A 26057-nucleotide genomic window follows, 5' to 3' on the forward strand; every position below is an offset into this window, starting at 1 on the left:
CTTCGTGTGGACGAAACCGGTCGAGGAGATTCTCAAGAAAGCTCAACCGAAAACCAACTAACGAAACGCGACACTAGTGGTGTGGGCGCTCGCCACCACTACCCCTACTACCGTTGCGCAACAACAACTCTCACCGAATCCGTATGCCGATGGCTCCTTCTTCGAACTCGTCGCCTTCCGTGCCGAACACCTGGTGCTGTTCAGAAGCGAAGTCATCTTCATCCTGCCGATGTCCATCGCGCTGTTCCTCGCGGGAGCGGCACTACTGCGCGCGGGTGTGCTCGAACCGCACGGTGCCGCGCTCCGGAGTCGACTGATGGTCGCAGGCGCGATCGCGTTGCCACTCGACTTTGCGGCAGGCCTCTTCGGAGGCGATGCCGGGCTCGTCCTCGGCCGCTACGGATTTGCCCCGATCGTTGCGTTCGGCATCCTGGCATGGGTGGCACAGTTCTACGTCGACGGACGTGCACCCGGTGCTATTGGTCGTGCACTCGCTCCCGTAGGACGCACCGCCCTGACGTGTTACGTCCTGCAGAACGCGCTCGCAGGCGCGGTCTGCTACGGATGGGGACTCGGCCTTGCGGCCGAACTCGACTCCACCACGGTTGTCCCGGTCACCGTGATGCTGTTCCTCGTGATCGCCGGACTACTGATGGTGGGATCGCGCCTGTGGCTGGCACATCACGAGCGCGGGCCGCTCGAATGGATGTGGCACCGCGGGTATGACGTTCTCAGTGGTGCTACGCGCGAACGGGTGCGCAACTGAATCACCAAATGTGGTGGGGCGGGCGGGGCTCGAACCCGCGACCTACGGATTATGAGTCCGCGGCTCTAACCAACTGAGCTACCGCCCCGTTCGGGCACGTGCCCGGTGGCAGATTACCGCACGGCCTCCTCGCCGAGGCTCGCGCGGGTCGTCTCCGTCGCCCTGCCGCCGATACCCGACGGGGTTCTCTCCCCTACTTCCTGCGGGCGCCGCGGAGCCGAGGAGCCGCGCCGCGCGACGTCGAGCCGCGGTCCCGGGGCGCAGAAACTAGGGGAAGCGTTCTTTCCGCGGGTCTCTTCGATTTCCCCGCACAACTTCCAGGGAAACGGTCAGCAACTGCGGGAAGAGTCCTTTCCCCTACTTTCTGCGAGCCCCCGGACCCGAGCAGCCGCCCAACCCCGAGCGCCGAACCGCCCGCCCGGTGACCCGACCCACATTCGCGCAACCACGAGTGAAACCTCGCGTCAACTGGCCGACCGGTCAGGTGTCGCCCCATACTTTCGGTAGGCCATCGAGCCGAGAATCCCGGTCGCTTCGCTGTCGCAGCGCCACCGTCGCCCACTATCCGAGCCCGAGGAGGCGAGCCGATGAGTGCAGACCACATCTGGGGACGCCCGCGCCCCACGCCCGACCGCTGCGAAGGCACCCACACGTACTCCGGTGGCTGCCGATACAACTCCGAGGACCCGCACCGGCCGATGTTCCCCGAGGAACTGCGACCCGGCGGCAGGCTCAACGCCGCCTGACCACCGTCATCCGACGTCGACGACAGGGTCGACGGCCTGCTCGAGCAGACTGCGTCGATACGCCTCCAACGCCACGAGATCGCCGAATACCGCGTGATAGCCGTCGGGATCATCGCCCGGGGCCATGCGTCGCAGGCGTGACTTGATGTCGGCGATCTGCGCGCCGACCCAGACCTCCTGCAGTCGGGCGAGCACACTGCCGATGTAGCGCGAGATGTTCTGCTCGCTGACCGGCATCGGTTCGACGGCGAGTTCGGTCACCATCGGCCCGACCACGGGGTTGTCGACCTCGTGGTTGACGGCGTCGATCCACTCGGTGCCGCCCATCCCCGACGACGTGCCGCCCAACGCCGACATCGCATTTCGGACGACGGTGTACGCGGGTTCGGTGAAGCACTCCTCGGGCAGCGAATCGAAGACGGTGCCCGCGATGGCCGGGTATTGCAGTGCGGCCTTGAGCGCCTCGCGTTGCGGCCACAGGCGGGGGTCATCCGGGTTGGGTCGCCCGGGTCCCGGCGCCTTCTCCGCTTCGGGCCGATCACGACGCATCTGTCGTCCACGCCCGGATGCCGACGCACGTCCGTTCACCCGGGCGACCCGCGCGCCCTCCTCACGGACTCGCGCGAGCACCTGCCCGACTTCTTCCCAGCCAACCCAACCCGCGAGCTGACGTGCGTACTCGTCGCGCAGCGCCACGTCTTTGATCCGGGCCACCACCGGCACCGTGTCGCGGAGGGCGTGAACGCGACCCTCCGCGGTGTTCAGATCGAACCCGGCCAGAAGTGCCTTGATCGCGAACTCGAACATCGGCACCCGACGCGCGATCAGATCACGGACTGCGGCGTCTCCCCTGTTCTGCCGCAACTCGCACGGGTCCATCCCCTCCGGCGCGATGGCGACGAAGGTCTGGCCGGCGATGGACTGCTCGCCTTCAAACGCCTTGAGCGCCGCGGCTTTTCCGGCCGCGTCGCCGTCGAAGGTGTAGATCACCTCACCGCGAAAGTACGAGTCGTCCATCATCAGTCGACGGATCAGCGCCAGGTGATCCTCACCGAACGCGGTGCCACACGACGCGACCGCCGTCGTCACCCCTGACAGATGCATCGCCATCACGTCGGTATATCCCTCGACCACGACGACCTGGTGACTCTTGGCGATGTTCTTCTTGGCGTGATCGAGTCCGAACAACACCTGAGACTTCTTGTACAGCATGGTCTCTGGCGTGTTCATGTATTTGCCGAGGTTGTCGTCGTCGAACAGCTTGCGCGCGCCGAAACCGATGATGTCTCCGCCGAGATTGCGGATCGGCCACAGCAGACGGCGGTGGAATCTGTCGATGGGACCCTTGCGTCCCTGCTTGGACAGGCCGGCCGCCTCCAGTTCGGCGAACTCGAAGCCCTGCGCCAACAACGCCTTGGTCATCGTGTCCCAGCCTGCGGGTGCGTACCCGCAACCGAAGGTCGACGCCGCAGCGGCGTCGAAGTTCCGTTCGGTGAGGTAGTCGCGCGCGATCTGGGCGTCGGGGGTTCGCAACTGCTCGGCGTAGTACTTCTGCGCGGCGGCGTTGGCGGCCACCAGGCGTGCACGGGTTCCGCGATCTCGTGCGACCGATGTCCCGCCACCCTCGTAGTGGATCTGATACCCGAGCCGGTCGGCGAGCTGCTCGACGGCCTCGACAAAGCTGACGTGCTCCTGCTTCTGCAAGAAGCTGTAGACGTCGCCACCCTCGCCGCAGCCGAAGCAGTGGAAGTGACCGTGATGCGGACGGACGTGGAACGACGGCGTCTTCTCGTCGTGGAAGGGACACAACCCTTTGAGCCGGTCCGCACCTGCCGGACGCAACGCGACGTAGTCGCCGATGATCTCCTCGATGCGTGTCTGTTCACGGATTGCCGTGATGTCACGATCGGGAATTCGGCCTGCCACGTCCCCAGTGTAGTGACCTCGGCGGTTCGGTCGTCCGCTACATCCACAAGCACGCGGACCGGCGCCAACCCGCCCGGCTTGCGACGACGGATCGGCTACGGTCGAGACCGGGGGGGCACGAGTCGTCGCACCGAGGAGTACCTATGGCTACACCGTCGTTGTCCACAGCAGAGCAGGCCCGACTCACCAGCGGCAAGAACTTCTGGCAGACCAAGTCCGAAGGCGGCCTGCCGTCGATCGCGATGACCGACGGCCCGAACGGACTGCGTAAACAAGAGGGCTCGTCGGACGCCCTCGGGTTGTCGGAGAGCGTTCCCGCGACCTGCTTCCCGCCCGCTGTCGGACTCTCCCAGACCTGGAACCCCGACCTCGCCGCCCGCATCGGCAAAGCCATCGGCACCGAGGCACTCGCCCGCCAGGTCTCGGTCGTTCTCGGCCCCGGTATCAACCTCAAACGCTCCCCACTCGGCGGCCGCAACTTCGAGTACTACTCCGAGGATCCTGTTCTCTCGGCAGCATTCGGCGAAGCGTGGGTACGCGGCGTGCAGAGCGTCGACGTGGGTGCGTCGCTCAAGCACTTCGCGGCCAACAACCAGGAGACCGATCGCATGCGGGTGAGCGCCGCGATCGACGAGCGCACACTGCACGAGCTGTACCTTCGAGCGTTCGGCCACATCGTCCGCACCGCCCGACCGTGGACGGTGATGTGCTCGTACAACCGCATCAACGGCGTCCACGCGAGTGAGAGCCGCGAACTGCTCACCGACATCCTGCGAGACACATGGGGGTTCGACGGCGTGGTGGTCAGCGACTGGGGCGCAGTTGTCGACCGTGTCCGCTCGGTGGCCGCCGGACTCGACCTGATGATGCCGTTCGGGGGCGACGAACTCGACGACGACGTGGCGGCTGCCGTGGACGACGGCCGCCTCGACCCGCAGGCACTGCAGGAGTCTGCCGACCGGATGATCGCGCTCGTCGAACGAGCAGCACCGCACATCCGTTCGGAGAACGGCACATTCGACGTCGACGCCCATCACGCGCTGGCACGCGAGGCCGCTGCCCAGGCAATCGTGTTGTTGCGCAACGACGACAACCTCCTCCCCTTCGACACCTCCGAATCGCTGGCCGTCATCGGCACGATGGCCGCGCAACCGCGTTATCAGGGCGGCGGGTCGTCGAAGGTCAACGCCACCAAGGTCGACATCCCGCTCGACGAGATCAAGAGCCATGCGGGCTCGGAAGTCGTCTACGCCGCCGGCTACACCACCGACGACAACGATTCCCAGAACCGCAGCGACCTCATTTCCGATGCCGTCGCCGCGGCGCGATCGGCCACCAACGTCGTGCTGTTCCTCGGGCTCGCCGAGCACCAGGAGTCAGAGGGATTCGACAGGACCACCATCGACCTTCCCGCCGATCAACTCGAACTCGCCGAGGCGGTTCTGGCCGCGAATCCCCGTACGGCCGTTGTGCTCTCACGCGGCGGAGTGCTCCGCGTCGCGCCGCTTCTCGCTCCCGCGATCCTCGACGGTGCGCTTCTCGGCCAGGCAGGCGGAGGCGCCATCGCCGACGTTCTGTTCGGTAGCGTCAATCCGTCCGGGCGACTGTCGGAGACCATCCCGCTGCGCCACGAAGACAACCCGAGCTACCTGAACTTTCCTGGCGAATTCCAGCACGTCACCTACGGCGAGGGACTGTTCATCGGCTACCGCTGGTACGACGCACGCAAGATGAACCTCTCCTATCCGTTCGGACATGGCTTGTCCTACACCGACTTCGACTACCGCAACCTATCGGTCACCGAGACCGCCGACGGCCTGGCCGTCGAGGTCACCATCGCGAACGTCGGTAGCGTCGACGGACGCGAGGTCGTGCAGGTCTATTCTGGCATCGAGACCTCGTCCGTCTCGCGACCGGTGCGCGAACTGAAGGCCTTCGCCAGCGTTGACGTCAAGGCCGGCGAAGAGCAGCGCGTCACCATCAGCGTGCCGCGGGATGTGTTGGCGTACTGGGATGTTCGCGTCCACGATTTCGTCGTCGAAGGCGCGACGTATCGGATCGACGTCGGAGCGTCGAGTCGCGATATCCGCCTGCACGCCGATGTCGAGGTCAAGGGAGACGAGATCACCATCCCACTGACCACCAATTCGACCATCGCCGAGGTGGTTTCGGTCCCCAGCGGCAAGGATGCGTTGACCGACCTGGTCAAGAGCTCCTTCCCCGACGTCACCGAGGCCGACGGACCGGGACTGCTGGCCATGATCGGCTCGGTTCCTGTCGACAGACTGCCCGAATTCACCACGGGCGCGGTCACCAAGAGGGCGCTGGCCGAGAAGCTCGACGCCGTCAACGTCGACGCCGGAAACTCATCCGCCGAGTAGTCGCCGATCGACGGCTACGCGCCACCTGCCGCTGAGGCATCCGCCGCACGGGCAGGAGCTTCGGACGGCGCCCCTGTCGTCGCACCCTCAGTCGTCGCGCCTTCAGTCGTCCCGCCCTCAGTCGTCGCGCCCTCGGAGCCGGCCGACCCCTCCGTTCCGTTCGACACGGTCGGACTGCTCGGCACAGCGGGTTCGGTGGGCACAGCGGGTTCGGTCGGCACCGGTGACGCGGGCGGCGACTCCACGACGCTCGATTCGGTTGCAGGCCCGGATGTTCCAGAGCTGTCCGAGGATTCGGGCGTGCTCGAGGATTCGGTCGTGGCAGCGGATTCGGTCGTGTCAGCGGATTCGGGGGCAGTCGCTCGCGGTTCGGACGTGGCTGCGGCTCTCGACAGACCCGTGGTCGTGCGTGCCGCCGCAGTCGCGGCGCCAGAGTCCGCCGCGTCGGCCGCCGTGGCGGAAGGCGTTTGGGCTGCGACGTCGGAGGCGCTCTGCGGATGGTCGTAAGCGCTGTCGACGATCTTTTTGAGCGGATCGTTGAGCGCGTCTGCGACAAACCCGAGTCCGATGAATCGCAGCGGCTGCAGCAGCGGGAGGTCGTGGGACGGAATCATCACGTAGGTGGTGTTGCCGTCGGTCCACCTGACATTGTTCGGATCGTCGGGATCGGCGTCCACATAGGCGAACGGGTGGACGTACAACATGCCTGCGATGGCATTCGCGTAGGCGATGAGGTTGAAGTGCGTCGGCCAATCCGCCCACCCGTCGTACTGCCGCCACAACTCGGTGACCTGGTAGCCGGTGTCAGTTGGTGTCTTCGGCAACCAGGGCGGGCTGTAGGTGTTCTCCGGGTTGCCAACGAGCAGAAACGACGTCGTCGACGGCGGCGCGTACGAGGATGCGTTCTGGCTCAGGTTGCGCAGCCAGAATGCCGCGACCTGGCCGCCCTGTGAGTACCCGAGAACCACGACGTTCTTGTCGCCGTCGCTACGAAACGCAGCGTCGAGCGCGAAGGCGCCGATCGAGATCGGACCAACCTCGCCGAGGACTCCCCGCAGATGCGACGGGTCAAGCGCTGCCGGAGTCCAGATCTTCGTGCAGTTCGGTTCAGCTTTCAGACACGCTCCCCGCAACAGCGTTTTCATCACGGGAAAAAGGTTGTAGTCGAGTGGTTCGAGCGTGTAAATCGATGTGTCCGACGACGGGGCCGGCAGTACCGCCGCAGTCGCCCGCGGACTACCACTGAACAACGCGAGACTGACCATGCTGCAGGCGAAGAATGCAATGATTCCAGTGTTGCTCAATCGACTCCGGAGGCGGGCCATCCGCGTCATTCCTTTCGACAGCCCCCGGAGGTCTCCCAAAACAAACTGTACGCATAGATAGCGAACCAGACGCGCGTTAATCCGAATTGGAATTGCCTTTTACGTCAATAAATTCACTGAACCCAGATACCGTAAGAATCCGCTTGTACAAACCGCGGCGAATCACAATGCACACGCAACTAGTCGATACATTCTGAAACCCTGGCGTATCCCGATTCTGGGTCGCATCCGAGTCCTGCGCGCTCCCGGGTGCCGGTGCACGCCAAGGCCCGGCCAGTCTGAACCTCAGCCGAGGTGCGCCTGGGCTCCGGAGTTCTGCTTGTCCATGCGCTCGAGGCGCCCCTCGGTCATCGACGCGATCTGATCGACGATGACGCGCAATCGCGCGGCGTCGGTCTCGGCGGCCTGCCAGGTCGGGACGAAGATCGGATCGAGTCCGCCAGGAGCCGCGGCCATCAACCATCCCGCGACTCGGTGGATACGCTCGCGTTGGCGGGCCTGGTGCGACTTGTGGCGTTCGTTGGAGAAGATGAATCGCAGCGCCAAGGTCTTGAGGATCGCGACCTCGGCGGCGATCAGCGGCGGCACCGTCAGATCGGCGTCGTAGCGAGCGATCGAGCGCCCACCGACCTGTTCGCGGGTACCCGTGATGGCGGCGGACGCAAACCTGCCGATAAGTTCGCTCGTGAGTCTCTTGAGTCGCACCGATGCGTCGAGACTGCCGTCGAACACCCCTACTACACGCACGATGTCCATTTGCGAGAGCCTGCCCGCGGCGTCGATCAGCGGTTCCGGTTCCAGCTCGGGAAACTCCGCGACACCTATCTCCGCCAGCGTGCGTTGATCGTCAGGGTCGCCGAGTGACCGGAGATCGATACGGTTGGCGATGACCCCGTCTTCAAGGTCGTGCACCGAGTATGCGACGTCGTCCGACCAGTCCATGACCTGTGCTTCGATGCACTGCCGATCGCCCGGCGCACCCTTGCGAACCCACGCGAGGGTGTCAGCGTCGTCGTCGTAGGCACCGAACTTGCGGGCCGGTGGCCGGCGCAGCCACGGGTACTTGAGCGTGGCGTCCAGCGACGCGCGGGTCAGGTTCAGGCCCGCGGAAGCACCGTCGGCGTCGAGCAGTTTCGGTTCGAGTCGAGTCAGGATGCGCAGGTTCTGCGCGTTGCCCTCGAACCCGCCGATGTCGACGGCAACCTCGTCGAGCGCTCGTTCGCCGTTGTGTCCGTACGGCGGATGCCCGATGTCGTGAGCGAGACCGGCGAGTTCGACGAGATCGGGCTCGCAGCCGAGACCGATCGCGATGCCGCGTCCGATCTGTCCCACCTCGAGCGAATGCGTGAGGCGGGTGCGCGGAGTATCACCCTCGCGTGGTCCGACGACCTGGGTCTTGTCCGCAAGCCGACGCAATGCGGCCGAATGGAGTACGCGCGCACGGTCGCGCGCGTACTCACTGCGGTGATCTGTCCTGGTACCGGGCAGGCTGGCTGTCTTCGCGCCCTCACGAACGATGCGCTCGACAGCCTCCTCGCCGTACTCAGCAGTCGGAGGTATACCGGTCAGGCCAGAGAGCGGGGTACTAGTCAAGCACCCAGCCCCGACCGACCGCGAAGTCGGTGACGCGCTGACGGATGGCGACGATCTGCTTGGCAGTCAGGTCACCGGAGGCGTCGAGGAGCAGTTCGGTGATCTCCTCGGTGAATGCCGCTGCATCGAGTGACCCGCCGCCTCCACGGGGACGTCGACGGTCGGCTCCGTGCGAGCGGTCGGAACCGTGCGACCGACCGTGGTGGTCGTGTGAATCACGACGATGTGGGCGCCCCGATCCCGACTCGTCGGCGGGCGCTTCTTCGGTGACCGCGACGTTGACCGCCTTGGCTCCGCGGTCGGTTTCCTCGATGTCGAACGAGACCTTGGCGCCCGGCTTCAGCGAATCCTCGTCGATATCGATGTCATTGATGTGCAAGAACACATCGGCACCGCCGGACTCCGGAGCCAAGAATCCGAATCCTCTGTTCGTGTCGTAATGAACAACTTTCCCGCTGACCGCCACGACTCCACTCACTCTCCTCGCCGCCCGGTCGGACCCCGTGTCCGACCGCGCACGGCAACTCTTCTCAATTGTGACAGACCACCGCAGGTCAGGCCTACCCAACGACCGACTGGCGAACCGCAGACGTCACGCCCCGAGCAGTTTGCTCCCCAGATATTCGACGACGCGGTCGAGCGCGATCCGCTCCTGGCTCATCGTGTCGCGTTCGCGAATCGTCACGGCCTGGTCGTCGAGGGTGTCGAAATCGACCGTCACACAGAACGGCGTTCCGACCTCGTCCTGCCTGCGGTAACGCTTTCCGATCCCCTGGGCGTCGTCGAAGTCGACGTTCCAGTACTTGCGCAGTTCCGCGGCGAGGTCCTTGGCCTTCGGCGACAGCTTCTCGTTGCGCGAGAGCGGAAGCACCGCCACCTTCACCGGAGCGAGTCGACGATCGAGGCGGAGCACAGTACGAGTATCGGTGCCGCCCTTGGCATTCGGCACCTCTTCCTCGGTCAGCGCGTCACACAGGAACGCCATCACCGAACGCGTCAGACCGGCGGCGGGCTCGATCACGTAGGGGGTGTACCGCTCGCCCGTCGCCTGGTCGAAGAAGGACAGGTCTTCACCCGAATGCTTGGCGTGGGTGGACAGATCGAAGTCGGTGCGATTGGCAACGCCTTCGAGTTCGCCCCACGGGTTACCCGAGAAGCCGAACTTGTACTCGACGTCGACGGTGCGCTTGGAATAGTGCGACAGCTTTTCCTTGGGATGGTCGTAGAGCCGCAGGTTCTCCGGATTGATACCGAGATCGGTGTACCAGGCGAAGCGTTGATCGATCCAGTACTGGTGCCATTCCTCGTCTTCACCCGGCTTGACGAAGAATTCCATCTCCATTTGCTCGAACTCGCGAGTACGGAAGATGAAGTTGCCGGGGGTGATCTCGTTACGGAAGCTCTTGCCGATCTGTGCGATGCCGAACGGCGGCTTCTTGCGCGAGGTCGTCATGACGTTCTTGAAGTTGACGAAGATTCCCTGAGCGGTCTCCGGACGGAGGTAGTGCAGCCCCTCCTCGTCGTCGACCGGCCCCAGGTAGGTCTTCATCAATCCGCTGAACGCACGCGGCTCGGTCCAGTTGCCCGGCTGACCCGTCTCCGGGTCGTTGATGTCGGCAAGCCCGTTCTCCGGAGGATGTCCGTGCTTGAGTTCGTACGCCTCGATCAGGTGGTCGGCGCGGTAGCGCTTGTGGGTGTACAGCGATTCGACGAGCGGATCGGTGAAGACCTCGACGTGGCCACTGGCTTCCCACACGGGCCGCGGGAGGATGACGGACGAATCGAGTCCGACGACGTCGTCGCGACTGGTGACCATGCTCCGCCACCACTGCCGCTTGATGTTCTCCTTGAGCTCCACTCCGAGCGGCCCGTAATCCCACGCCGACCGTGTTCCGCCGTAGATCTCGCCGCTCGGGTACACAAGACCCCGACGCTTGGCGAGGTTGACGACGGCTTCGACTTTGGCAGGGGCAGCATTCGACGGGCGGGAGGCCACAGGGATCTTTCTCCACGGACGTTGGGACAGGTCACAAACTTTTCGCCGGCACGCTGGCCGGCAACCCTTACAGCCTAGCCGTCCGCTGACGACGCCTGACCAGCGCCGTGGAGCATCCTCCGGTCCGAGCAGCGCGACCAGTGGGGCGTCGACCACAAATGACAACCACTTCCCTTAAGATGGAGAGATGGGAACTCGCGGCCAGTGTTCAGACGGCCTCGGCTCGCGCGGCGTCGGTGCCCGCGACGTCGCTGCGCGTGAGGCTGCCAGCGACCTGCTCCGGGCACTCGCATCGCCCATGCGGATCGCCATCGTGTTGGCACTGCAGGAAGACGCCCGCTGCGTGCACGAACTGGTGGGCTCGCTCGGCGTGAGCCAGCCATTGGTCAGCCAACACCTGCGAGTTTTGAAGGACGCCGGCGTCGTGAGCGGCGAACGCAATGGCCGCGAGATCATGTACTCGCTGATCGACGACCACCTCGCACACATCGTCACCGACGCCCTCACACACGCAACCGAGCCTCGTCCGACGCCGCAGACACGTGACCCCGACGCGCCCGCCACGAACACCACGGCCGCAGCGACAACACAGCGATCGACCGCGCACAGCGACGAAACGAAACGATGAGCAGCACCGACACGACTAACAACGCCGCGACCACCGACACCACGGGCCGCGAGCGTCCCGTCACCGGAATCCGTTCCACGCGACAACGCGCGGCAATCGCCGACGCACTGTCGGAGGGCGACGACTTCCGCTCGGCACAGGAGCTTCACGAGCAACTCAAAGCCCGTGGCGAATCGATCGGTTTGACCACCGTCTACCGCAACCTGCAGGCGCTGAGCCAGGCCGGACAGATCGACGCACTCTGGGACGGTTCGGGCGAGATGCGTTACCGCAACTGTTCGTCGGTGCATCACCACCACCTGGTGTGCCGGGTGTGCGGCACGACGGTCGAGGTGCAGGCAGATCCGGTGGAGCGCTGGGCGTCGAAGATCGCGGCAGAACACGGCTTCAGCGACATCCACCACACCGTCGAGGTGTTCGGGGTGTGTGCCGACTGCCGCGCCGCGCGCTGACTTGAGTCGGCGCGAGTATGTTCGGCGGGGTTCAGCTCGCGTCGACGAGCTTACGGGCGATGTCGTCGCCGCCGGACAGTACGATGTGCAGCACCGTCAGCAATGGGATGTCGGTGAGGCCGTCGGCCGGAAATGTGTAGTACTGCAACACATCTGTGGTCACGCCGGTCAGATCGGAGCGTCGTAGGTTACCGAAGCTCAGCGTCGCGTCGAGTTCTTCGACGTCGGAACGGAGCGCGTCGGTGTTGGGAAGGTTGAGCGCGAGCAACTGTGTCACCGAGACCACCTGAAGGTCGTCGGCCAGCGAGATGACACGAACCGACGCCCGCGTCGAGCCGACAGCGACGACCACTGATTCGGCGTCGACGTCGGTGACGTCGCCGATCTCGGTCAGGAGCGTGGCCACCCTTTCGAGTAGAACCTGTTGCGCGGCAGAGGAATTCGGGCTCGACTCATTGCTCACCGACGACTCACGCTCACTCCGTCGTCATCACGCCGCCGAAGCGGCGGTCGCGTGATGCGTACTCGACACACGCTGCCCACAGGTCGCGGCGATCGAAGTCGGGAAACAGCTTCTCCTGATAGACCATCTCGGCGTATGCCGACTGCCAGAGCAGGAAGTTCGAGATGCGCTGCTCCCCCGACGGACGCAGGAACAGGTCGACATCGGGCATGTCCGGCTCGTCGAGATACTTTGCGAACGACGCCTCGGTGATCCGCTCGGGATCGAGCTCGCCCGCCGCGGCGCGTCGAGCGATCTCCTTTGCCGCGTCGGCGATTTCGGCCCGCCCACCATAGTTCACACACATGGTGAGGGTCATGACCGTGTTGTCCTTGGTCAGTTCCTCCGCGACCTCGAGTTCTTTGATCACGCTGCGCCACAGGCGTGGTCGGCGTCCGGCCCAGCGCACGCGCACGCCCATCTCGTTCATCTCATCGCGACGGCGACGGATCACGTCGCGGTTGAAGCCCATCAGGAACCGGACCTCGTCGGGGCTGCGAGACCAGTTCTCCGTCGAGAACGCGTACGCCGAGAGCCACGTGACGCCCATCTCGATGCAGCCACAGACGGTGTCCATGAGCACCGCCTCGCCACGCTTGTGCCCCTCGGTGCGTGGCAGCCCGCGCTCGGTGGCCCACCGGCCGTTGCCGTCCATCACGAGCGCGACGTGGCGAGGGATCAGTTCGGTGGGCAATGCGGGTGGTGTGGCGCCGCTCGGATGCGGGTCGGGTGGACGAACCGCGCGTCGTTCCTGTGCTGCGGCTTGCTTTGCCCGTTCATCCCGAGCCGCGGACCGCGACCGTAGCGCCATCGCCGGCTCCTCTCACATTCGGTGAAACCAGACTATGAGGGGTTGCGCGTTCGATGAGCGGCAGGGTGCGCAATTGGCGCTCGAGATGCCATTGCAGATGCGCGGCGACCAATTCGCTGGCTTGACGTCGTAGCGACTCGGTCGCGTCCGTGGTGTGCTCCCACTGCCCTCGGTACAGCGAGTCCATGAGGTCGAGGACTCCGGGCGACGGGGTCGCGGCTCCCGGCGGACGACAGTGCAGGCATACCGCACCGCCGGCAGCGACGTGGAACGCCCGATGCGGGCCAGGCGAAGCGCAGCGTGCACAGACATCCAAGGCGGGCATCCAGCCGGCACAGTGCATCGCCCTGAGCAGGAAGGCGTCGAGGATCAGCCCGCCCGGGCGCCGATCAGCTGCCAGCGCCTCGAGGGCACCGACGGTGAGCCGGTGCAACTGTGGGGCGGGAGCACGTTCCTCACCGGCAAGGCGTTCCGCGGTCTCGAGGACGGCGCACGCCGTGGTGTAGCGGGCGTAGTCGGCGACGATCGCATCGGCGAACGCGTGGATCGAATGAACCTGTGTGACGACGTCGAGGTTGCGTCCCGGATAGAGGTGGATGTCGACGTGAGCGAACGGTTCCAGCCGAGCACCGAACTTCGACCTCGTCCGACGCACACCCTTGGCGACCGCACGCACCAATCCGTGCTCCGCGGTCAGCAATGTGATGATGCGGTCGGCCTCGCCGAGCTTGTGCTGACGCAGCACAACCGCTTCATCCTGGTAGAACCTCACCCTGCCATTGTTCCATCGGGCACCGACATGGTCCGTCGAGACATGCCGCTAACCGCTGCCACTTCCGGAGTCGTCCGGTTCGCGCTCGTGGGCACCGACGTGAGTACCGGTCGACGCCTCGCGCTTGCGCACGCTGGCGCCCGCGACCCCGGCCACATGCTGTGGTGCCGGCGTGGTGATCGTCGGGAGACTGCCGCTACCGCCGTCGAAGATCTTGGCCATCCGCGGCGAGAGCCGCATGCCACCGGGGAAGCGATGCCAGCCCTTGTGGTCGTAGTACTTGGTTCCCACCCAGCCCAGCAGTCCGCCCACGATGAGCCCGACGATCGTCTGGATCACGGCACGGCCGAGGCCCGCATCCCAGTCGGCATCGAAGTACAGGATCGACCGAATCCCGAGGTACACCAGATGCATCGGCTCGAACGACGCGATCCAGGCGAACAATCGCGGGCTGGCCTCCAACGGCACGGTGCCGCCCGACGACGGCAGGCCGAGAATCACGAAGAACACCAGATTCAGGATCAGACCCGGGTTTCCGAAGACGGCCATCGCCGACGCCGCCGACACACCGACGGCGAAGATCACCAACACCGAATACGTCCACAACACAAACGCATTCGGTAACGAGGTCCCCACCGCCGTACACACCCCGACATACAGCGCCGACTGGATGAACGCGATCAGCAACATGATCGTCCACTTGGCGGCGAGAGTTCCCCAGCGCGAGATCGGCAGTCGCAGACGCAGTTGGTAGAACGGGCCGAACTCGATGGGCGTCTGGCCGAGCGCGGCGTCAACCACGATGCTCACCATCATCGCACCGGTGAAGCCGGCGAGAATCAACAGAAGTGTGTAGTAGAAGGCCGACAAGCCGTTCCCGGAGCCCTCGGGCAGCGGATTGGGTTCGACGGTCCGCACGTCCACCGGCTGCGAGAGAGCAAGCTGAGCCGCACCACTGAATGGCACGTTGGCCTTCGCGAGTTGTTCACTCACCGACTGCGTGAGTTGGTCACCCACCTGCTTGTTGACCTGCGTCGACACGCGTTCGGAGAACTGTGTCGTGATGGCTGAGGCGAACGTTCCCGAGCCACGATTGATGTAGATGTCGATCGGCAGCTTCTCGGGCTTGGCCTGCAGCACCGCCGATTGGCCAAGTGCCACAGCCCGATTGGTGAAGTTCGGGCTGATGATCACGACGCCGTAGACCTTGCCCGTGTTCAACTCGTTCAGCGCGGTGGTGCGGTCGGTCTTGTGCACCGCGATCCCACTCTTCGCCGCCTCGTCGATGATGCCCTTGGCGATCTGGTCGCCGTAGTTCTGCTTGTCCGTCCCGCCGTCGGCGTTGGGAACCTCGCCACCGTTGTCCTGGTTGGCCAATGCGATCGGGAAGTCGTGCAGATTGCGTTCCGGATCGGCGATAGCGCCCATGTACAACGCCGCCATGAACGACATGATGACGACGACGAGCAACACCGGTAGGACCCAGAACTTGGGCGCACCCAGCACCTCTGAGATCGTGCTGACCGCCTGCTCCTCGTGCGGGTATCCGTCAGCGCCGGTCTGCGCGGACCCACTCTCGTCGGTGAGAGTCTCCGTGCTGTGACCGTCGTTGTCGTGACTGTCGTGATCGTGACCGTCTTGATCGTGACCGTCTTGCGTCGAATCGACCGCGTCGGCTGGTGCCGATTCGTCCGATCCCTCGTGCTTGCCCACCGTCGTACCTCCTGAAGAGATCGGCCGTCAGAAGCCCATTCGTCCCAGCTGTTTGGGGTCTCGCTGCCAGTCCTTTGCCACTTTCACGTGCAGATCCAGGTAGACCTTCACGCCGAGCAGGTTCTCGATCTGCGCCCGAGCAGTGGTACCCACCTGCTTGAGACGCGAACCCTTGTGTCCGATGATGATGCCCTTCTGACTGTCGCGCTCCACGTAGAGAATCGCGTGGACGTCGACCATCGGTGCCTGATCGGGGCGTCGGTCCTCGCGCGGGATGACCTCCTCGATCACGACCGCCAGCGAATGCGGCAACTCGTCGTGCACACCCTCGAGCGCGGCCTCGCGGATGAACTCCGCCATCAGGACCTGCTCGGGTTCGTCGGTCAGCTCGCCGTCGGGGTAGAACGCGGGGCCCGGTTCCATCAGCGAGACGAGGACGTCTGTGAGTACGTCGAGCTGCGCGCCGCTGGTCGCCGACACCGGAACCACCTCGGACTCGCTGCCGAGCAGGTTGCTCAGTGCGAGCAGTTGGGCCGCGACCTTGTCGGTTGTGACACGGTCGATCTTTGTCACGACGCCGAGAACCGTCGTCTTGGGTGCCATCTGTCGCACCTGCGACACGATCCACCGGTCACCGGGACCGATCGCCTCGTCGGCCGGGATGCAGATCCCGATGACATCGACCTCTGAGTAGGTGTCGCGGACGAGATCGTTGAGTCGTTGCCCGAGGAGTGTGCGCGGTCGGTGCAGACCGGGGGTGTCGACGATGATCAGCTGAGCGTCCGGCCGGTTCACGATTCCACGAATGGTGTGCCGTGTGGTCTGAGGACGATTCGACGTGATCGCGATCTTCTCGCCGACGAGGGCGTTCGTGAGCGTCGACTTTCCCGTGTTGGGCCTGCCGACGAAACAGACGAATCCTGAGCGGAACTCGTCGCTCATGAGTCGACGCGATCGACGACGGCGCCGCTTCCGTCGGCGACGATCAGAGGCGCCGACGGGCTGATCTCGTGCAGGGTCGCCAGGCCGGGATCGTCGGCCCGGCCGCCGACGACGACGGCTGCCTCGAACTCGCCTGCACCGCTGCCGAGCGCTGTCGCGAGCGCGACCTGAAGACCCGTCAACCGCAGCGAGCGCGTCTCGACGTCTGCCCCGGCGTAGGTACGCCCGTCACCGTCGCGAACTGCCGCCCCCGATGCGGTCTCCGCGCGGGCGCGCGCTCCCCGGGCGAGCACGACGAGTTTGTTGTCCTCGTCGTCGAGTGTCTGGGTCACCTGTGATCCTTGCCGTTGCGTGCGTGAACCGACGTGCCGCGGTCCGAGCCGTTCCGCTCAGAGTATTCCCCATCGGTGTCGGTGTCGGCGTCACGCACTCGGCGCAGCGCGCCCGCGTCGGAATCCGCGCGGGCGTCACCGCGTCGTCGATCACGCCGTACATCGTCGTCATCCCGCGACGTGGCGTCTGCGTCGTCATCATCGGCAGATTCCAACTTGGTCACCAACACAGTGGTGATACGTTGGCGCCCTTGCTGATTGGGGCCTCCCTCTGCGACAAGCCGCAGTCCGTGCGATTCGACGTCTGCACCTGGCAGCGGCACGCGGCCCAACTCCAGCCCGACGAGTCCACCGACGGTTTCCACCTCGTCGTCGTCGATCTCGATGTCGAAGAGTTCGCCGAGATCCTCGACGGGCAGCCGTGCCGACACCCGAACGCGGCCATCACCCAGATCCTCGATCGGAGCGACCTCGTCGGTGTCGTACTCGTCGGTGATCTCACCCACGATCTCCTCGAGTACGTCCTCGATGGTGACCAGGCCTGCGATGCCCCCGTACTCGTCGACAAGGAGCGCCATGTGGTTGCGGGTGCGCTGCATGTCGGCGAGGACCTTGTCCAGTGGCTTCGAGTCGGGCATGAACTCGGCCGGACGCATGAGATCTCGCACCCGGATGACTGTGATCGGTTCTCCCGCATTCAACGTCGACGCGAGATCTTTGAGGTAGACGACGCCGAGCACGTCGTCGGGATTCTCACCGATCACGGGTATGCGCGAATGCCCGGACCGCAGTGCCAGATTCAGCGCCTGCGCGACGGTCTTGTCGTCTTCGATCCAGATCATCTCGGTGCGCGGGACCATCACCTCGCGGGCGTTGGTGTCTCCGAGGTCGAACACGGATTGGATCATCCGGCGCTCATCTGCCGCGACCACACCGCTTGCCTCCGCGAGGTCGACGACCTCCCGCAACTCGACCTCGGTGGCGAACGGGCCGTTGCGGTAACCGCGTCCGGGGGTCAACGCGTTGCCGATGAGGATGAGAAGTCGGGTGACCGGTGTCAGCAGCACACCGAGGGCCTGCAGGAACACCGCCGAGGCCAGCGCGACGCTGTAGGCGTGTTGCCTGCCCAGCGTGCGAGGCCCGACCCCCGCCGCGATGTAGGAGAGCACGGTCATGCCCGCGATCGTGACGACGAGCCCCCAGCCGACCCCGAGCGCATCGACGGCCGCGACAGCGGCGAGTGCGACCGCTGCGGTCTCGCAGGCGACGCGAAGGAACACGGCGAGCCCGACGTAGGTGGCGCGCGCATCCAACACCGACACGAGCCTGCGCGCACCGGCACGCTGCTCTTTGACCATGTCTTCGACACGAGCGATCGACACCGTCGACACCGCGGTGTCGACCGCGGCGAACACGCCTGCGAAAGCGAGCAGTACCAGAGCGACGATGAGGAACCAGATGTCTTGCGACAAGGTCACGTGTCCTTGGCCGGGGTCTGACCCGAGTCGGGGGCGTCGGGAGCCGCGTCGACCGACGCGACGTCGGAGAAGCCGATGTTGGTCAACAGCTTGGTGTCACGATCGGACTGTCGCTGCACCTGCGCGACGCGGTGACGTTCGGCGTAGAACTCTTCGAGGATGCTGTTCTGCAGCCCGAACATCTCCTTTTCCTCCTCCGGCTCGGCGTGGTCGTAGCCGAGGAGGTGCAGGACACCGTGGATCGTGAGCATCGCGAGTTCATGGTCGAAGGAGCGTCGTGCCTCCTTGGCTTGACGCTTCGCGAATGCGGGGCAGATCACGATGTCCCCGAGGATCGCCGGACCGGGTTCCGCGGCGTCGGGGCGGCCGCCGGGTACGAGTTCGTCCATCGGGAAGCTCATGACGTCGGTCGGGCCGGGCAGGTCCATCCACTGGACGTGCATGTCGGCCATCGTGTCCTCGTCGACGAGAAGCAGCGAGAGCTCGGCTGCCGGATTGACATCCATCGCCCCCACGGCGAACCGCGCGGCGCCGATGATCAGTTCCGCCGGGGCCTCGACGCCCGACTCGTTGGCGAGTTCGATACTCATGAGCGTCGTCCCTGTCCCGCGGCGCGTCGAGCCGCACGATTGCCACCCTGGGCCCCGGCGTCACGCAACCGACCCGACGAACGGTGTGCCTCGTCGTCGCGACCGTATGCATCGACGATGTCGGCCACCAGGCGATGACGCACGACATCGGAGCTGTTCAGATGCGAGAAGTGGATGTCGTCGATGCCCTCGAGAATGCGCGTCGCGGCGTTGAGGCCGCTCTGCGCTCCGCCGGGCAGGTCGACCTGCGTGACGTCGCCGGTGACGACGACCTTCGACCCGAACCCGAGACGGGTCAGGAACATCTTCATCTGCTCGCTGGTCGTGTTCTGCGCCTCGTCGAGAATGATGAAGGCGTCGTTCAACGTGCGCCCACGCATGTACGCCAGCGGCGCGACCTCGATGACGCCCGCCGCCATGAGCTTCGGTATCGACTCCGGGTCGATCATGTCGTGCAGAGCGTCGTACAGCGGCCGCAGGTACGGGTCGATCTTCTCGCTGAGCGTTCCCGGAAGGAAGCCGAGCCGCTCCCCTGCCTCGACTGCCGGGCGCGTGAGGATGATGCGGTTGACCGCTTTGCCCTGCAGCGCCTGGACCGCCTTGGCCATCGCGAGGTACGTCTTGCCGGTTCCCGCTGGTCCGAGCCCGAACACAATGGTGTTGTTGTCGATGGCGTCGACGTACTTCTTCTGGTTGAGCGTCTTGGGCCGGATCGTCTTTCCGCGGCGGGAGATGATGTCGAGCGACAGCACCTCTGCCGGCGACTCCGACGACCCTTCGCTCAACATCGACACGCTGTGCCGCACGAGATCAGGGGTGAGCGGAGTTCCGCGTCCCACCAGGTCGACCAGTTCGGCCACAACTCTTTCCGACGCCGCGACGTCGGCCTGCTGACCGCTGAGCGTCACCTGGTTGCCGCGAACATGGATATCGGCGGGGAGCAGCTTCTCGAGGGTGCGCAGGTTGATGTCACTTGCCCCGAGCAGGCCAAAGACCACCTCGGGAGAGATTTCCACGTTGGAGGTGACCACAGGTCTGCCCCCTGATGTTCCGCTGCTCGGCGCGTTCACGTCGGGGGTGCCGTCACTCACGTATGCAATCACTCCTGGTGTCTGGGGCTTTGGGCTCTATGCGTGCACTCGGATTCGGATCGAATCCGTGTCCGATACGAGTCTATCGCGCCACAACGGCCGATCAGCAGGCAATATTCCGGGCACCGTGGTGCCACGCCACACCGCCCCCGGCACTCAGATCCCGAGAACGCGCAGTGTCTGCCGGTTACACACGCTTCGCGGATCGACGAAGGCATCGTGCCCCTCGTCGGGCACCACGATGAGCTCCGCGGATTGCCCTCGCGCACAGACTGTTTCGACGTAATGCCTGCTGACGTCGACGGGGATCGCGGTGTCGAGGGTGCCGTGAATGGCGACGACGTGTGCGTCGAACGGCTCCTGTTCGATCGGCGACGCCTGCCGGTAGCGCTCTGGCATGGCGTCGTACGGGCCTCCCATCAACCCCTCGACGGAGGGTCGCGCGGCACGACCGGCACCCACGAGATCCAGTGCCGATGCCTGCGCGACGACCGTGGTGATGGACGTCGACGCTGTCTTCGCTCCGAGCTGCGCCACCGACCAGAGCGCGAGTTGCCCACCTGCGGAGTGTCCGACGACGGCCACGTCGGTCCAGTCGACGCACGCCCGCAGGTCGGGTTCGAGTGCGTCGGGAATCTCGGTATCGAGCGCCTCGATCGCGGAGCGGACGTCGGTTCCCGTCGCGGGCCACCCGGCACCCGCTTCACCGATACGTCGATACTCGACGTTCCACACCAGGGCGCCCCGCTCGGCGTACTGCCGCGCGATCGCCGATTCGATGGTCAGGCTGAACTCGGTTGTCCAGTAGCCGCCGTGCACGAGCACTACCGGGCGCATCCGGTCCGGACGGTCGTCGGCGCTTGCGACGTGGTAGAGGTGACCGAACTGCGACGGCTCGGGTCCGTACGCGATCTTCGTGCGGTGTACCGCGCACCGCTTCACCGCTCCCACCTATCGGTGAGAACGCCGATCGCTCCGAGCGCGACGGCGGCGGCGGCCGACGTCCGCAGTACCTCGGGACCCAGGACCACCGAGGTCGCCCCCAGCGCCGTCAGATCGGCGATCTCGGCGTCGTCGAGTCCACCTTCCGGCCCCACCACGAGGGCGATCTCGGAGGCACCTGCCAGCGGTAGCGACCGCAGCGGCACTGCGCCGTCCTCGTGCAGCACCGCGACCACACCACCGTCTGCGGCGACGCCCGCGCAGATCGCGCGCACATCCATCGTCGTCGCGAGGTCGCCGATGTCGGGGATCCACGGGCGTCGACTCTGCTTTGCCGCCGCGGACGCCGCAGCCTTCCACTTCGCAATTCCCTTGTCCGCCTTGCCAGTCCATCGCGCGACGCACCGCGCGGACTGCCAGGGCACGATGCGATCCGCACCCGCCTCCGTCGCAAGGTCGACGGCGAGCTCCGAACGCTCGGCTTTCGGAAGCGCCTGGATGACCGTGACGGTCGGGCGCGGACGGTCGATGAAGGTGTATCCGTGAGCGCGCGCGACGAGCGTGTCCTTCGAGCGGATCGCCTCGACTGCGCAGTCGGCGACAGAACCCCGGCCATCACCGACGAGAAGTTGCTCGCCGACTCCGAGGCGGGTGACGGTCACGGCGTGCCGCCCCTCGCTACCGGCGAGCACGACCTCACCGCCCACGCGAGGCACCTCGTCGACCCAGAACAGCGGAGGACTCACCGACGTCGACCCTTCAGCTCACGATCCACTCGTCGCGCCACTCCGCTGTGACCTGTCAGCGTCCGGCGAAGGCGTTACGAAGCCGCGAGAACAGACCGCCGGGCGCCGCGGCGGCAGTGGTGGTGACCAGATCGATCTGCTCCCCCGACGTCTCGCGATACGCTGAAAGCGCCGCCGACTGTCCGGCGTCGAGCTTGGTCGGTACATGCACGTCGAGGTGCACGTGCAAGGTGCCGCGCACACCGCTGTTCACATGGGGCATACCCTGCCCGCGAACCTTGACCACCTGGCCGGGCTGAGTACCCGGCTCGATGGCGACGGTGATGTCGTCGCCGAGGATCGATGCAACCGTGAACTCAGCACCGAGCGCGGCGTCGGCCATCGGCACCCGCAGCGTGCAGTGCAGATCGTCCTTGTCGCGGATGAAGACGTCGTGCGGACGCTCGGAGACCTCGACATACAGGTCGCCTGCGGGTCCACCACCCATGCCGACCTCGCCCTGGCCTGCCAGGCGGACCCGCATACCGCTCTCGATACCCGCGGGGATGCGCACCGTCATGGTGCGTCGCGAACGCACGCGGCCGTCGCCGCCGCACTTGTGACACGGATCCGGGATGACCTCGCCCGTGCCGTGGCAGGTCGGGCATTCGCGGACGGTCATGACCTGGCCGAGGATCGAGCGCTGCACGGCCTGGATCTCGCCCGCACCCCTACAGGTGTCGCACGTGACGGGCTTGGAGTCGCCATTGGTGCCCGAACCTTGGCAGACGTCGCAGAGGATGGCCGTGTCGACGGTGATCTCTTTGTTGACACCGGACGCGCACTCTTCGAGTGTCAGTTCCACCGATACGAGGGCCGGTTCGCCGGGCTGCACGCGTCCCTTGGGTCCGCGACTTCCGCCGAAGCCACCGCCCCCACCGAAGAACGCCTCGAAGACGTCGCCGAGGCCGCCTCCACCGAAGCCTCCTGCGAATCCACCGGCGCCGGGCCCAGCCAACGGATCACCGCCCGCGTCGACGATTCGACGCTTCTCCGGGTCACTGAGCACCTCGTAGGCGGTGGTGACCTCTTTGAAGCGCTCCTCCTCGTTGGGGTTCACGTCGGGATGCAGTTCTCGGGCCTTCTTGCGATATGCCCGCTTGATCTCCTGGTCGCTGGCACCCTTCGCCACGCCAAGAACTCCGTAGTAGTCAGTTGCCACGCTGTCGTCCGGTCCTCTGTGTCCGGGCCGGTCTATCCGGCCCCGCTATGTACGGTCTCGATTCCCAGCATGCGCCGGGGGTCGATTCCCAGCATGCGCCGGGACTGGGCAGTCCGGCTCGGTGCCGGGAATGTGACGGGATGGTTCGCTGCGCGTCGCGCCGATCAGCGCTCGGCGAGGACCTCTCCCACATACTTCGCAACGGCCGCCACCGAGGCGATTGTTCCCGGGTAGTCCATGCGGGTCGGGCCAACCACGCCAACGCTGCCGAATATCGTTCCCGATGCACCGTACCCTGTGGAGACCACCGAGGTTCCACGGAGGTTCTCGGTTTGCGTCTCCTCGCCGATCTGCACGGTGACGCGGCCCATCCGCTGTGTCGTCGCCAACAACTTGAGCACGACCACCTGCTCCTCGAGCGCTTCGAGCACCGTGTCCATGCCGCCGTTCATCGGAGCAAAATCAGCGGCAGAGCGCGCCAGATTCGACGTTCCGCCGAGCACAAGACGGTCGACGCCGCGTTCGACGAGGGTCTCGACCAGGACGGTCGCGAGCCGGATGACCTCGTCGCGAATATCGCCGGGGGCCTCGTTGGCGAGTTCGGCGACTGCTGCGGACGCCTCCTCGAGACGCTTGCCGTGGAGTGCCGCCGAGAACATGTCACGCAGCCGTGAGATGTCGTCCTCGGAACGGTCGGCACCGAGCGCCACCATCCGCTGCTCGACGCGACCGGTATCGGTGATGACCACCAGCAGCAGACGCGACGGCGACAACGTGACCACCTCGAGGTGGCGGACCGTCGCCGTCGACAGCACGGGATATTGGATGACCGCGACCTGCCTGGTCAACTGTGCGAGCAGGCGCACAGACCTCCGCAGCACGTCGTCGAGGTCGACGCCGCGGTCGAGAACGGACAGGATGGCCCGACGTTCCGCCGCCGACAGCGGCTTGACCTCGCTGATCCGGTCGACGAACATCCGGTAGCCCTTGTCGGTGGGAACACGACCGGAGCTGGTGTGCGGCTGCGCGATGTAGCCCTCCGCCTCGAGCACGGCCATGTCGTTTCGGACCGTCGCACTCGACACACCGAGATGGTGTCGTTCGACCAAGGCCTTGGAACCGATGGGTTCCTGCGTGTCCACGTAGTCGGTCACGATGGCACGCAGCACCTCGAACCGCCGATCGTCGGTCGCCGACACGTCCGCCACACCTCCTCGGGGCCTACTGTGCAATAAGCTTCAGGGCAAATGAGCTCTGGGCAAATGAGCTCTGGGCAATAAACTCAGGCACATACAGTCTGGTCAATCCAGTTCGCAGACTCCATCCTAAGCGACGGCCGACGACGAATCGGGGCCATCGCGCGGGCGTAAGTCGCCGTGAGCCGGCCCGGACTGCTCAGGAGCCGGGACGACTCGAAAGAGAAAGACAGTGAGAGCGTCGGGATGATTTTCAAGGGTGTGCGGGAGGGGAAGCCCTACCCCGACCACGGATTGTCGGTCCGCGGGTGGGCCAAGATCCCTCCTCGTCAGCTACGACTCGACGAACTCGTCACCGTCACCACAGTGCTGGCTCTCGACAAACTCCTCAGCGAGGACTCGACGTTCTACGGCGACCTGTTCTCCCATGTCGTGCGCTGGCAGGGCGACCTCTATCTCGAGGACGGCCTGCACCGCGCGGTGCGTTCGGCGCTCCGGAACCGGCACATCATCCACGCACGGCTACTCGACCTCGACGCCTATGACCTCTCACCGGGCGCTCTACCCCTCGAGGAACAACTCGACGACACCGCCGAGATTCCGACGACGTCGAGCCGTCCGACCCGACCGGTCGAGCCACCTCGAAGCCCCTCCGGCCAGGGCGGCGCGCATCGTCGACCGACCCGCGGCACGGGCTGGTCGACGCCGCCACGCCGACCCTGATCCGACGCTCCCCTACCTACCCGCCCTCACACCTCCATCGTCTTCTCGGTCGGCAGGTCGTAGACGGGACACTCGGCGACTCCGATCGTGTCGCGGGTGATCGCCTCGACGGCCGCCTGCGTTGCCTCCGCATCGTTGACCCAGTTCTTGTAGAAGTCGAACGGGCAATCGGCAACCCCCTTGTCGCCGTCACCACCGGCGAGCACACCGGTGTAGCCGCGATGGAGAAGTTTGAAGAGGTGATTCTGCGACTGGTCGTATTTGCGGGCATCCCGGATGGTCGACAGTGACAGTTGCGCGAACTGGATGCCGTAGTCCTCCTCGCCGCACTCGCCGAGTGTTCGACCGTCGAATCCGATGATCGAGCTGTGACCGAAGTAGGTGTAGACGCCGTCCCATCCGGTGGCGTTCGCGACGGCGACGTAGCAGTTGTTCGCCCACGCCATCGCCTTCGCCATGAGCACCTGCTGGTCCTTGGCGGGGTACATGTATCCCTGCGGACGCACGATGAGTTCCGCACCCTTCATCGCGCAATCGCGCCAGATCTCCGGGTAGTTGCCGTCGTCGCAGATGATCAACGAGATCTTCATGCCCTTGGGACCGTCGGTCACATACGTCTGACCACCGGGGTACCAGCCCTCGATGGGCGTCCACGGCAAGATCTTTCGATACTTCTGCACGATCTCACCCTCGTCATTGATCAGGACGAGGGTGTTGTACGGCGGCTTGTTCGGGTGGTCTTCGTGGCGCTCACCGGTGATCGAGAAGACACCCCAGGTCTTTGCATCACGACACGCCTTGGCGAAGATGTCGGTCTCGTCGCCCGGGATGCTCGCGGCCGTCGCGTACATCTCCTCGTTGTCGTACATGATGCCCATCGTCGAATACTCCGGGAAAACAACGAGATCCATGCCCGGGAGGCCGGTCTTCATCCCGACCACCATGTCGGCGATCTTGTGTGCGTTCTCGAGAACCTCGGCCTTCGTGTGTAGGCGCGGCATCTTGTAGTTCACCACCGCGACGCCGACAGTGTCCGGACTCGATGAGATGTCTCCGTGCCGCATTGTTGCCTCCTCCAGCCTCGTGGGCTTCGACTTTTCTCTTCCACTTGGAAGTACTATCACCGCCAGAGTAGGAGGCAGGGCATTACCGTCGGATTGCGTCGATGTTCGAAGATGGTTACCCACAACAGTTGTGGGCTGTCT

Annotated in this window: 24 protein-coding genes, 1 tRNA gene and 1 pseudogene; 6 read left to right on the plus strand and 20 right to left on the minus strand. The window is 65.3% G+C overall.

The annotated features are described in order from the left end of the window. Positions 1 to 73: 73 nt before the first annotated feature. Positions 74 to 766 (plus strand): annotated as a pseudogene (locus tag A5788_RS13830) (DUF418 domain-containing protein); the annotation flags it as partial. Between the two features lie 11 nt (positions 767 to 777). Here the strand turns inward: A5788_RS13830 and A5788_RS13835 are convergent. Beyond that, a tRNA-Ile gene (locus A5788_RS13835) sits at positions 778 to 854 on the minus strand. A 499-nt stretch (positions 855 to 1353) separates the two neighbouring features. On the opposite strand from A5788_RS13835, the gene A5788_RS24070 reads away from it, so the two are divergent. Then, a complete protein-coding gene (locus tag A5788_RS24070; RefSeq protein WP_197494609.1) occupies positions 1354 to 1512 on the plus strand; it encodes a hypothetical protein in 159 nt (52 codons plus the stop codon). 6 nt (positions 1513 to 1518) lie between these two features. On the opposite strand, the gene dnaG is transcribed toward A5788_RS24070, so the two are convergent. Further along, on the minus strand, positions 1519 to 3438 hold the full coding sequence (dnaG, locus tag A5788_RS13840; protein WP_049698325.1) for a DNA primase: 1920 nt from the start codon (positions 3436 to 3438) through the stop codon (positions 1519 to 1521). Positions 3439 to 3581: 143 nt separating this feature from the next. Between dnaG and A5788_RS13845 the strand changes: the two genes are divergently transcribed. Then, positions 3582 to 5819 carry a glycoside hydrolase family 3 C-terminal domain-containing protein gene (locus A5788_RS13845; RefSeq protein ID WP_064864660.1) on the plus strand — a complete coding sequence of 746 codons (2238 nt, stop codon included), beginning with the start codon at positions 3582 to 3584 and terminating at the stop codon, positions 5817 to 5819. 14 nt (positions 5820 to 5833) lie between these two features. On the opposite strand, the gene A5788_RS24075 is transcribed toward A5788_RS13845, so the two are convergent. From A5788_RS24075 to A5788_RS13865, 4 genes are all read right to left on the minus strand, one after another. Beyond that, a complete protein-coding gene (locus A5788_RS24075) occupies positions 5834 to 7123 on the minus strand; it encodes a PE-PPE domain-containing protein (protein ID WP_231894320.1) in 1290 nt (429 codons plus the stop codon). A gap of 306 nt (positions 7124 to 7429) precedes the next feature. Further along, positions 7430 to 8737: a deoxyguanosinetriphosphate triphosphohydrolase gene (locus A5788_RS13855; RefSeq protein WP_064864656.1), complete on the minus strand. Its 1308-nt coding sequence runs from the start codon at positions 8735 to 8737 to the stop codon at positions 7430 to 7432. Then, positions 8730 to 9203 (minus strand): cold-shock protein, encoded by a 474-nt coding sequence (locus A5788_RS13860; protein ID WP_064864654.1) that lies wholly within the window; start codon positions 9201 to 9203, stop codon positions 8730 to 8732. Before A5788_RS13860 ends, A5788_RS13855 begins: the two co-directional genes overlap by 8 nt. 126 nt (positions 9204 to 9329) lie before the next feature. Beyond that, entirely contained in the window at positions 9330 to 10733 is a 1404-nt protein-coding gene (locus A5788_RS13865) for a glycine--tRNA ligase (protein WP_005206493.1), read from the minus strand. Positions 10734 to 10920: 187 nt separating this feature from the next. Between A5788_RS13865 and A5788_RS13870 the strand changes: the two genes are divergently transcribed. Beyond that, a complete protein-coding gene (locus A5788_RS13870; RefSeq protein ID WP_064864652.1) occupies positions 10921 to 11361 on the plus strand; it encodes an ArsR/SmtB family transcription factor in 441 nt (146 codons plus the stop codon). Then, positions 11358 to 11813 (plus strand): Fur family transcriptional regulator, encoded by a 456-nt coding sequence (locus A5788_RS13875; RefSeq protein ID WP_064864650.1) that lies wholly within the window; start codon positions 11358 to 11360, stop codon positions 11811 to 11813. Before A5788_RS13870 ends, A5788_RS13875 begins: the two co-directional genes overlap by 4 nt. Positions 11814 to 11844: 31 nt before the next feature. Here the strand turns inward: A5788_RS13875 and A5788_RS13880 are convergent, their stop codons facing one another. The 13 genes from A5788_RS13880 to hrcA all read right to left on the minus strand — a co-directional run bounded on the left by A5788_RS13880 (position 11845) and on the right by hrcA (position 24132). Further along, complete coding sequence (locus A5788_RS13880; RefSeq protein ID WP_064864648.1) at positions 11845 to 12276, minus strand: hypothetical protein; 432 nt, start codon at positions 12274 to 12276, stop codon at positions 11845 to 11847. Positions 12277 to 12289: 13 nt separating this feature from the next. Then, complete coding sequence (locus A5788_RS13885; protein ID WP_064864646.1) at positions 12290 to 13126, minus strand: isoprenyl transferase; 837 nt, start codon at positions 13124 to 13126, stop codon at positions 12290 to 12292. Then, the gene (gene recO / locus A5788_RS13890) at positions 13092 to 13898 is read right to left on the minus strand and encodes a DNA repair protein RecO (protein ID WP_064864644.1); all 807 of its coding nucleotides are present in this window, start codon (positions 13896 to 13898) and stop codon (positions 13092 to 13094) included. Before recO ends, A5788_RS13885 begins: the two co-directional genes overlap by 35 nt. A 48-nt stretch (positions 13899 to 13946) precedes the next feature. Continuing rightward, entirely contained in the window at positions 13947 to 15611 is a 1665-nt protein-coding gene (locus A5788_RS13895; protein ID WP_064864642.1) for a YhgE/Pip domain-containing protein, read from the minus strand. A 27-nt stretch (positions 15612 to 15638) separates the two neighbouring features. Continuing rightward, positions 15639 to 16553 carry a GTPase Era gene (gene era / locus A5788_RS13900; protein WP_064864640.1) on the minus strand — a complete coding sequence of 305 codons (915 nt, stop codon included), beginning with the start codon at positions 16551 to 16553 and terminating at the stop codon, positions 15639 to 15641. Then, positions 16550 to 16885, minus strand: coding sequence for a hypothetical protein (locus A5788_RS13905; protein WP_064864638.1), 336 nt, complete (start codon positions 16883 to 16885; stop codon positions 16550 to 16552). The genes era and A5788_RS13905 overlap by 4 nt, the downstream gene beginning before the upstream one ends. Then, the gene (locus tag A5788_RS13910) at positions 16882 to 18357 is read right to left on the minus strand and encodes a hemolysin family protein (protein ID WP_197494614.1); all 1476 of its coding nucleotides are present in this window, start codon (positions 18355 to 18357) and stop codon (positions 16882 to 16884) included. Before A5788_RS13910 ends, A5788_RS13905 begins: the two co-directional genes overlap by 4 nt. 2 nt (positions 18358 to 18359) lie before the next feature. Further along, complete coding sequence (ybeY, locus tag A5788_RS13915; RefSeq protein ID WP_049698337.1) at positions 18360 to 18953, minus strand: rRNA maturation RNase YbeY; 594 nt, start codon at positions 18951 to 18953, stop codon at positions 18360 to 18362. After that, positions 18950 to 20044 carry a PhoH family protein gene (locus tag A5788_RS13920; protein WP_049698603.1) on the minus strand — a complete coding sequence of 365 codons (1095 nt, stop codon included), beginning with the start codon at positions 20042 to 20044 and terminating at the stop codon, positions 18950 to 18952. The genes ybeY and A5788_RS13920 overlap by 4 nt, the downstream gene beginning before the upstream one ends. A 156-nt stretch (positions 20045 to 20200) precedes the next feature. Continuing rightward, positions 20201 to 20995, minus strand: a complete 795-nt coding sequence (locus tag A5788_RS13925; protein ID WP_156525526.1) for an alpha/beta hydrolase family protein — start codon at positions 20993 to 20995, stop codon at positions 20201 to 20203. Next, entirely contained in the window at positions 20983 to 21732 is a 750-nt protein-coding gene (locus A5788_RS13930) for a 16S rRNA (uracil(1498)-N(3))-methyltransferase (protein WP_049698338.1), read from the minus strand. Before A5788_RS13930 ends, A5788_RS13925 begins: the two co-directional genes overlap by 13 nt. A gap of 55 nt (positions 21733 to 21787) precedes the next feature. Then, complete coding sequence (gene dnaJ / locus A5788_RS13935) at positions 21788 to 22933, minus strand: molecular chaperone DnaJ (protein ID WP_049698339.1); 1146 nt, start codon at positions 22931 to 22933, stop codon at positions 21788 to 21790. Between the two features lie 164 nt (positions 22934 to 23097). Continuing rightward, the gene (gene hrcA, locus A5788_RS13940) at positions 23098 to 24132 is read right to left on the minus strand and encodes a heat-inducible transcriptional repressor HrcA (RefSeq protein WP_049698605.1); all 1035 of its coding nucleotides are present in this window, start codon (positions 24130 to 24132) and stop codon (positions 23098 to 23100) included. Between the two features lie 243 nt (positions 24133 to 24375). Between hrcA and A5788_RS13945 the strand changes: the two genes are divergently transcribed. Next, the gene (locus A5788_RS13945; RefSeq protein ID WP_049698340.1) at positions 24376 to 24852 is read left to right on the plus strand and encodes a type II toxin-antitoxin system VapB family antitoxin; all 477 of its coding nucleotides are present in this window, start codon (positions 24376 to 24378) and stop codon (positions 24850 to 24852) included. Positions 24853 to 24878: 26 nt separating this feature from the next. On the opposite strand, the gene A5788_RS13950 is transcribed toward A5788_RS13945, so the two are convergent. Further along, positions 24879 to 25916 carry an aliphatic amidase gene (locus tag A5788_RS13950; RefSeq protein WP_064864634.1) on the minus strand — a complete coding sequence of 346 codons (1038 nt, stop codon included), beginning with the start codon at positions 25914 to 25916 and terminating at the stop codon, positions 24879 to 24881. Positions 25917 to 26057: the final 141 nt, after the last annotated feature.

It is taken from the genome of Gordonia sp. 852002-50816_SCH5313054-c (genome assembly GCF_001665925.1).
GTDB lineage: Bacteria > Actinomycetota > Actinomycetes > Mycobacteriales > Mycobacteriaceae > Gordonia > Gordonia jacobaea.

Coding starts and splice junctions, on each gene's coding strand:
- A5788_RS24070 (WP_197494609.1), top strand. CDS start 1,354: ATGAGTGCAGACCACATCTGGGGACGCCCGCGCCCCACGCCCGACCGC.
- A5788_RS13845 (WP_064864660.1), top strand. CDS start 3,582: ATGGCTACACCGTCGTTGTCCACAGCAGAGCAGGCCCGACTCACCAGC.
- A5788_RS13870 (WP_064864652.1), top strand. CDS start 10,921: ATGGGAACTCGCGGCCAGTGTTCAGACGGCCTCGGCTCGCGCGGCGTC.
- A5788_RS13875 (WP_064864650.1), top strand. CDS start 11,358: ATGAGCAGCACCGACACGACTAACAACGCCGCGACCACCGACACCACG.
- A5788_RS13885 (WP_064864646.1), bottom strand. CDS start 13,126: ATGGCGCTACGGTCGCGGTCCGCGGCTCGGGATGAACGGGCAAAGCAA.
- era (WP_064864640.1), bottom strand. CDS start 16,553: ATGAGCGACGAGTTCCGCTCAGGATTCGTCTGTTTCGTCGGCAGGCCC.
- ybeY (WP_049698337.1), bottom strand. CDS start 18,953: ATGAGTATCGAACTCGCCAACGAGTCGGGCGTCGAGGCCCCGGCGGAA.
- A5788_RS13945 (WP_049698340.1), top strand. CDS start 24,376: ATGATTTTCAAGGGTGTGCGGGAGGGGAAGCCCTACCCCGACCACGGA.
- A5788_RS13950 (WP_064864634.1), bottom strand. CDS start 25,916: ATGCGGCACGGAGACATCTCATCGAGTCCGGACACTGTCGGCGTCGCG.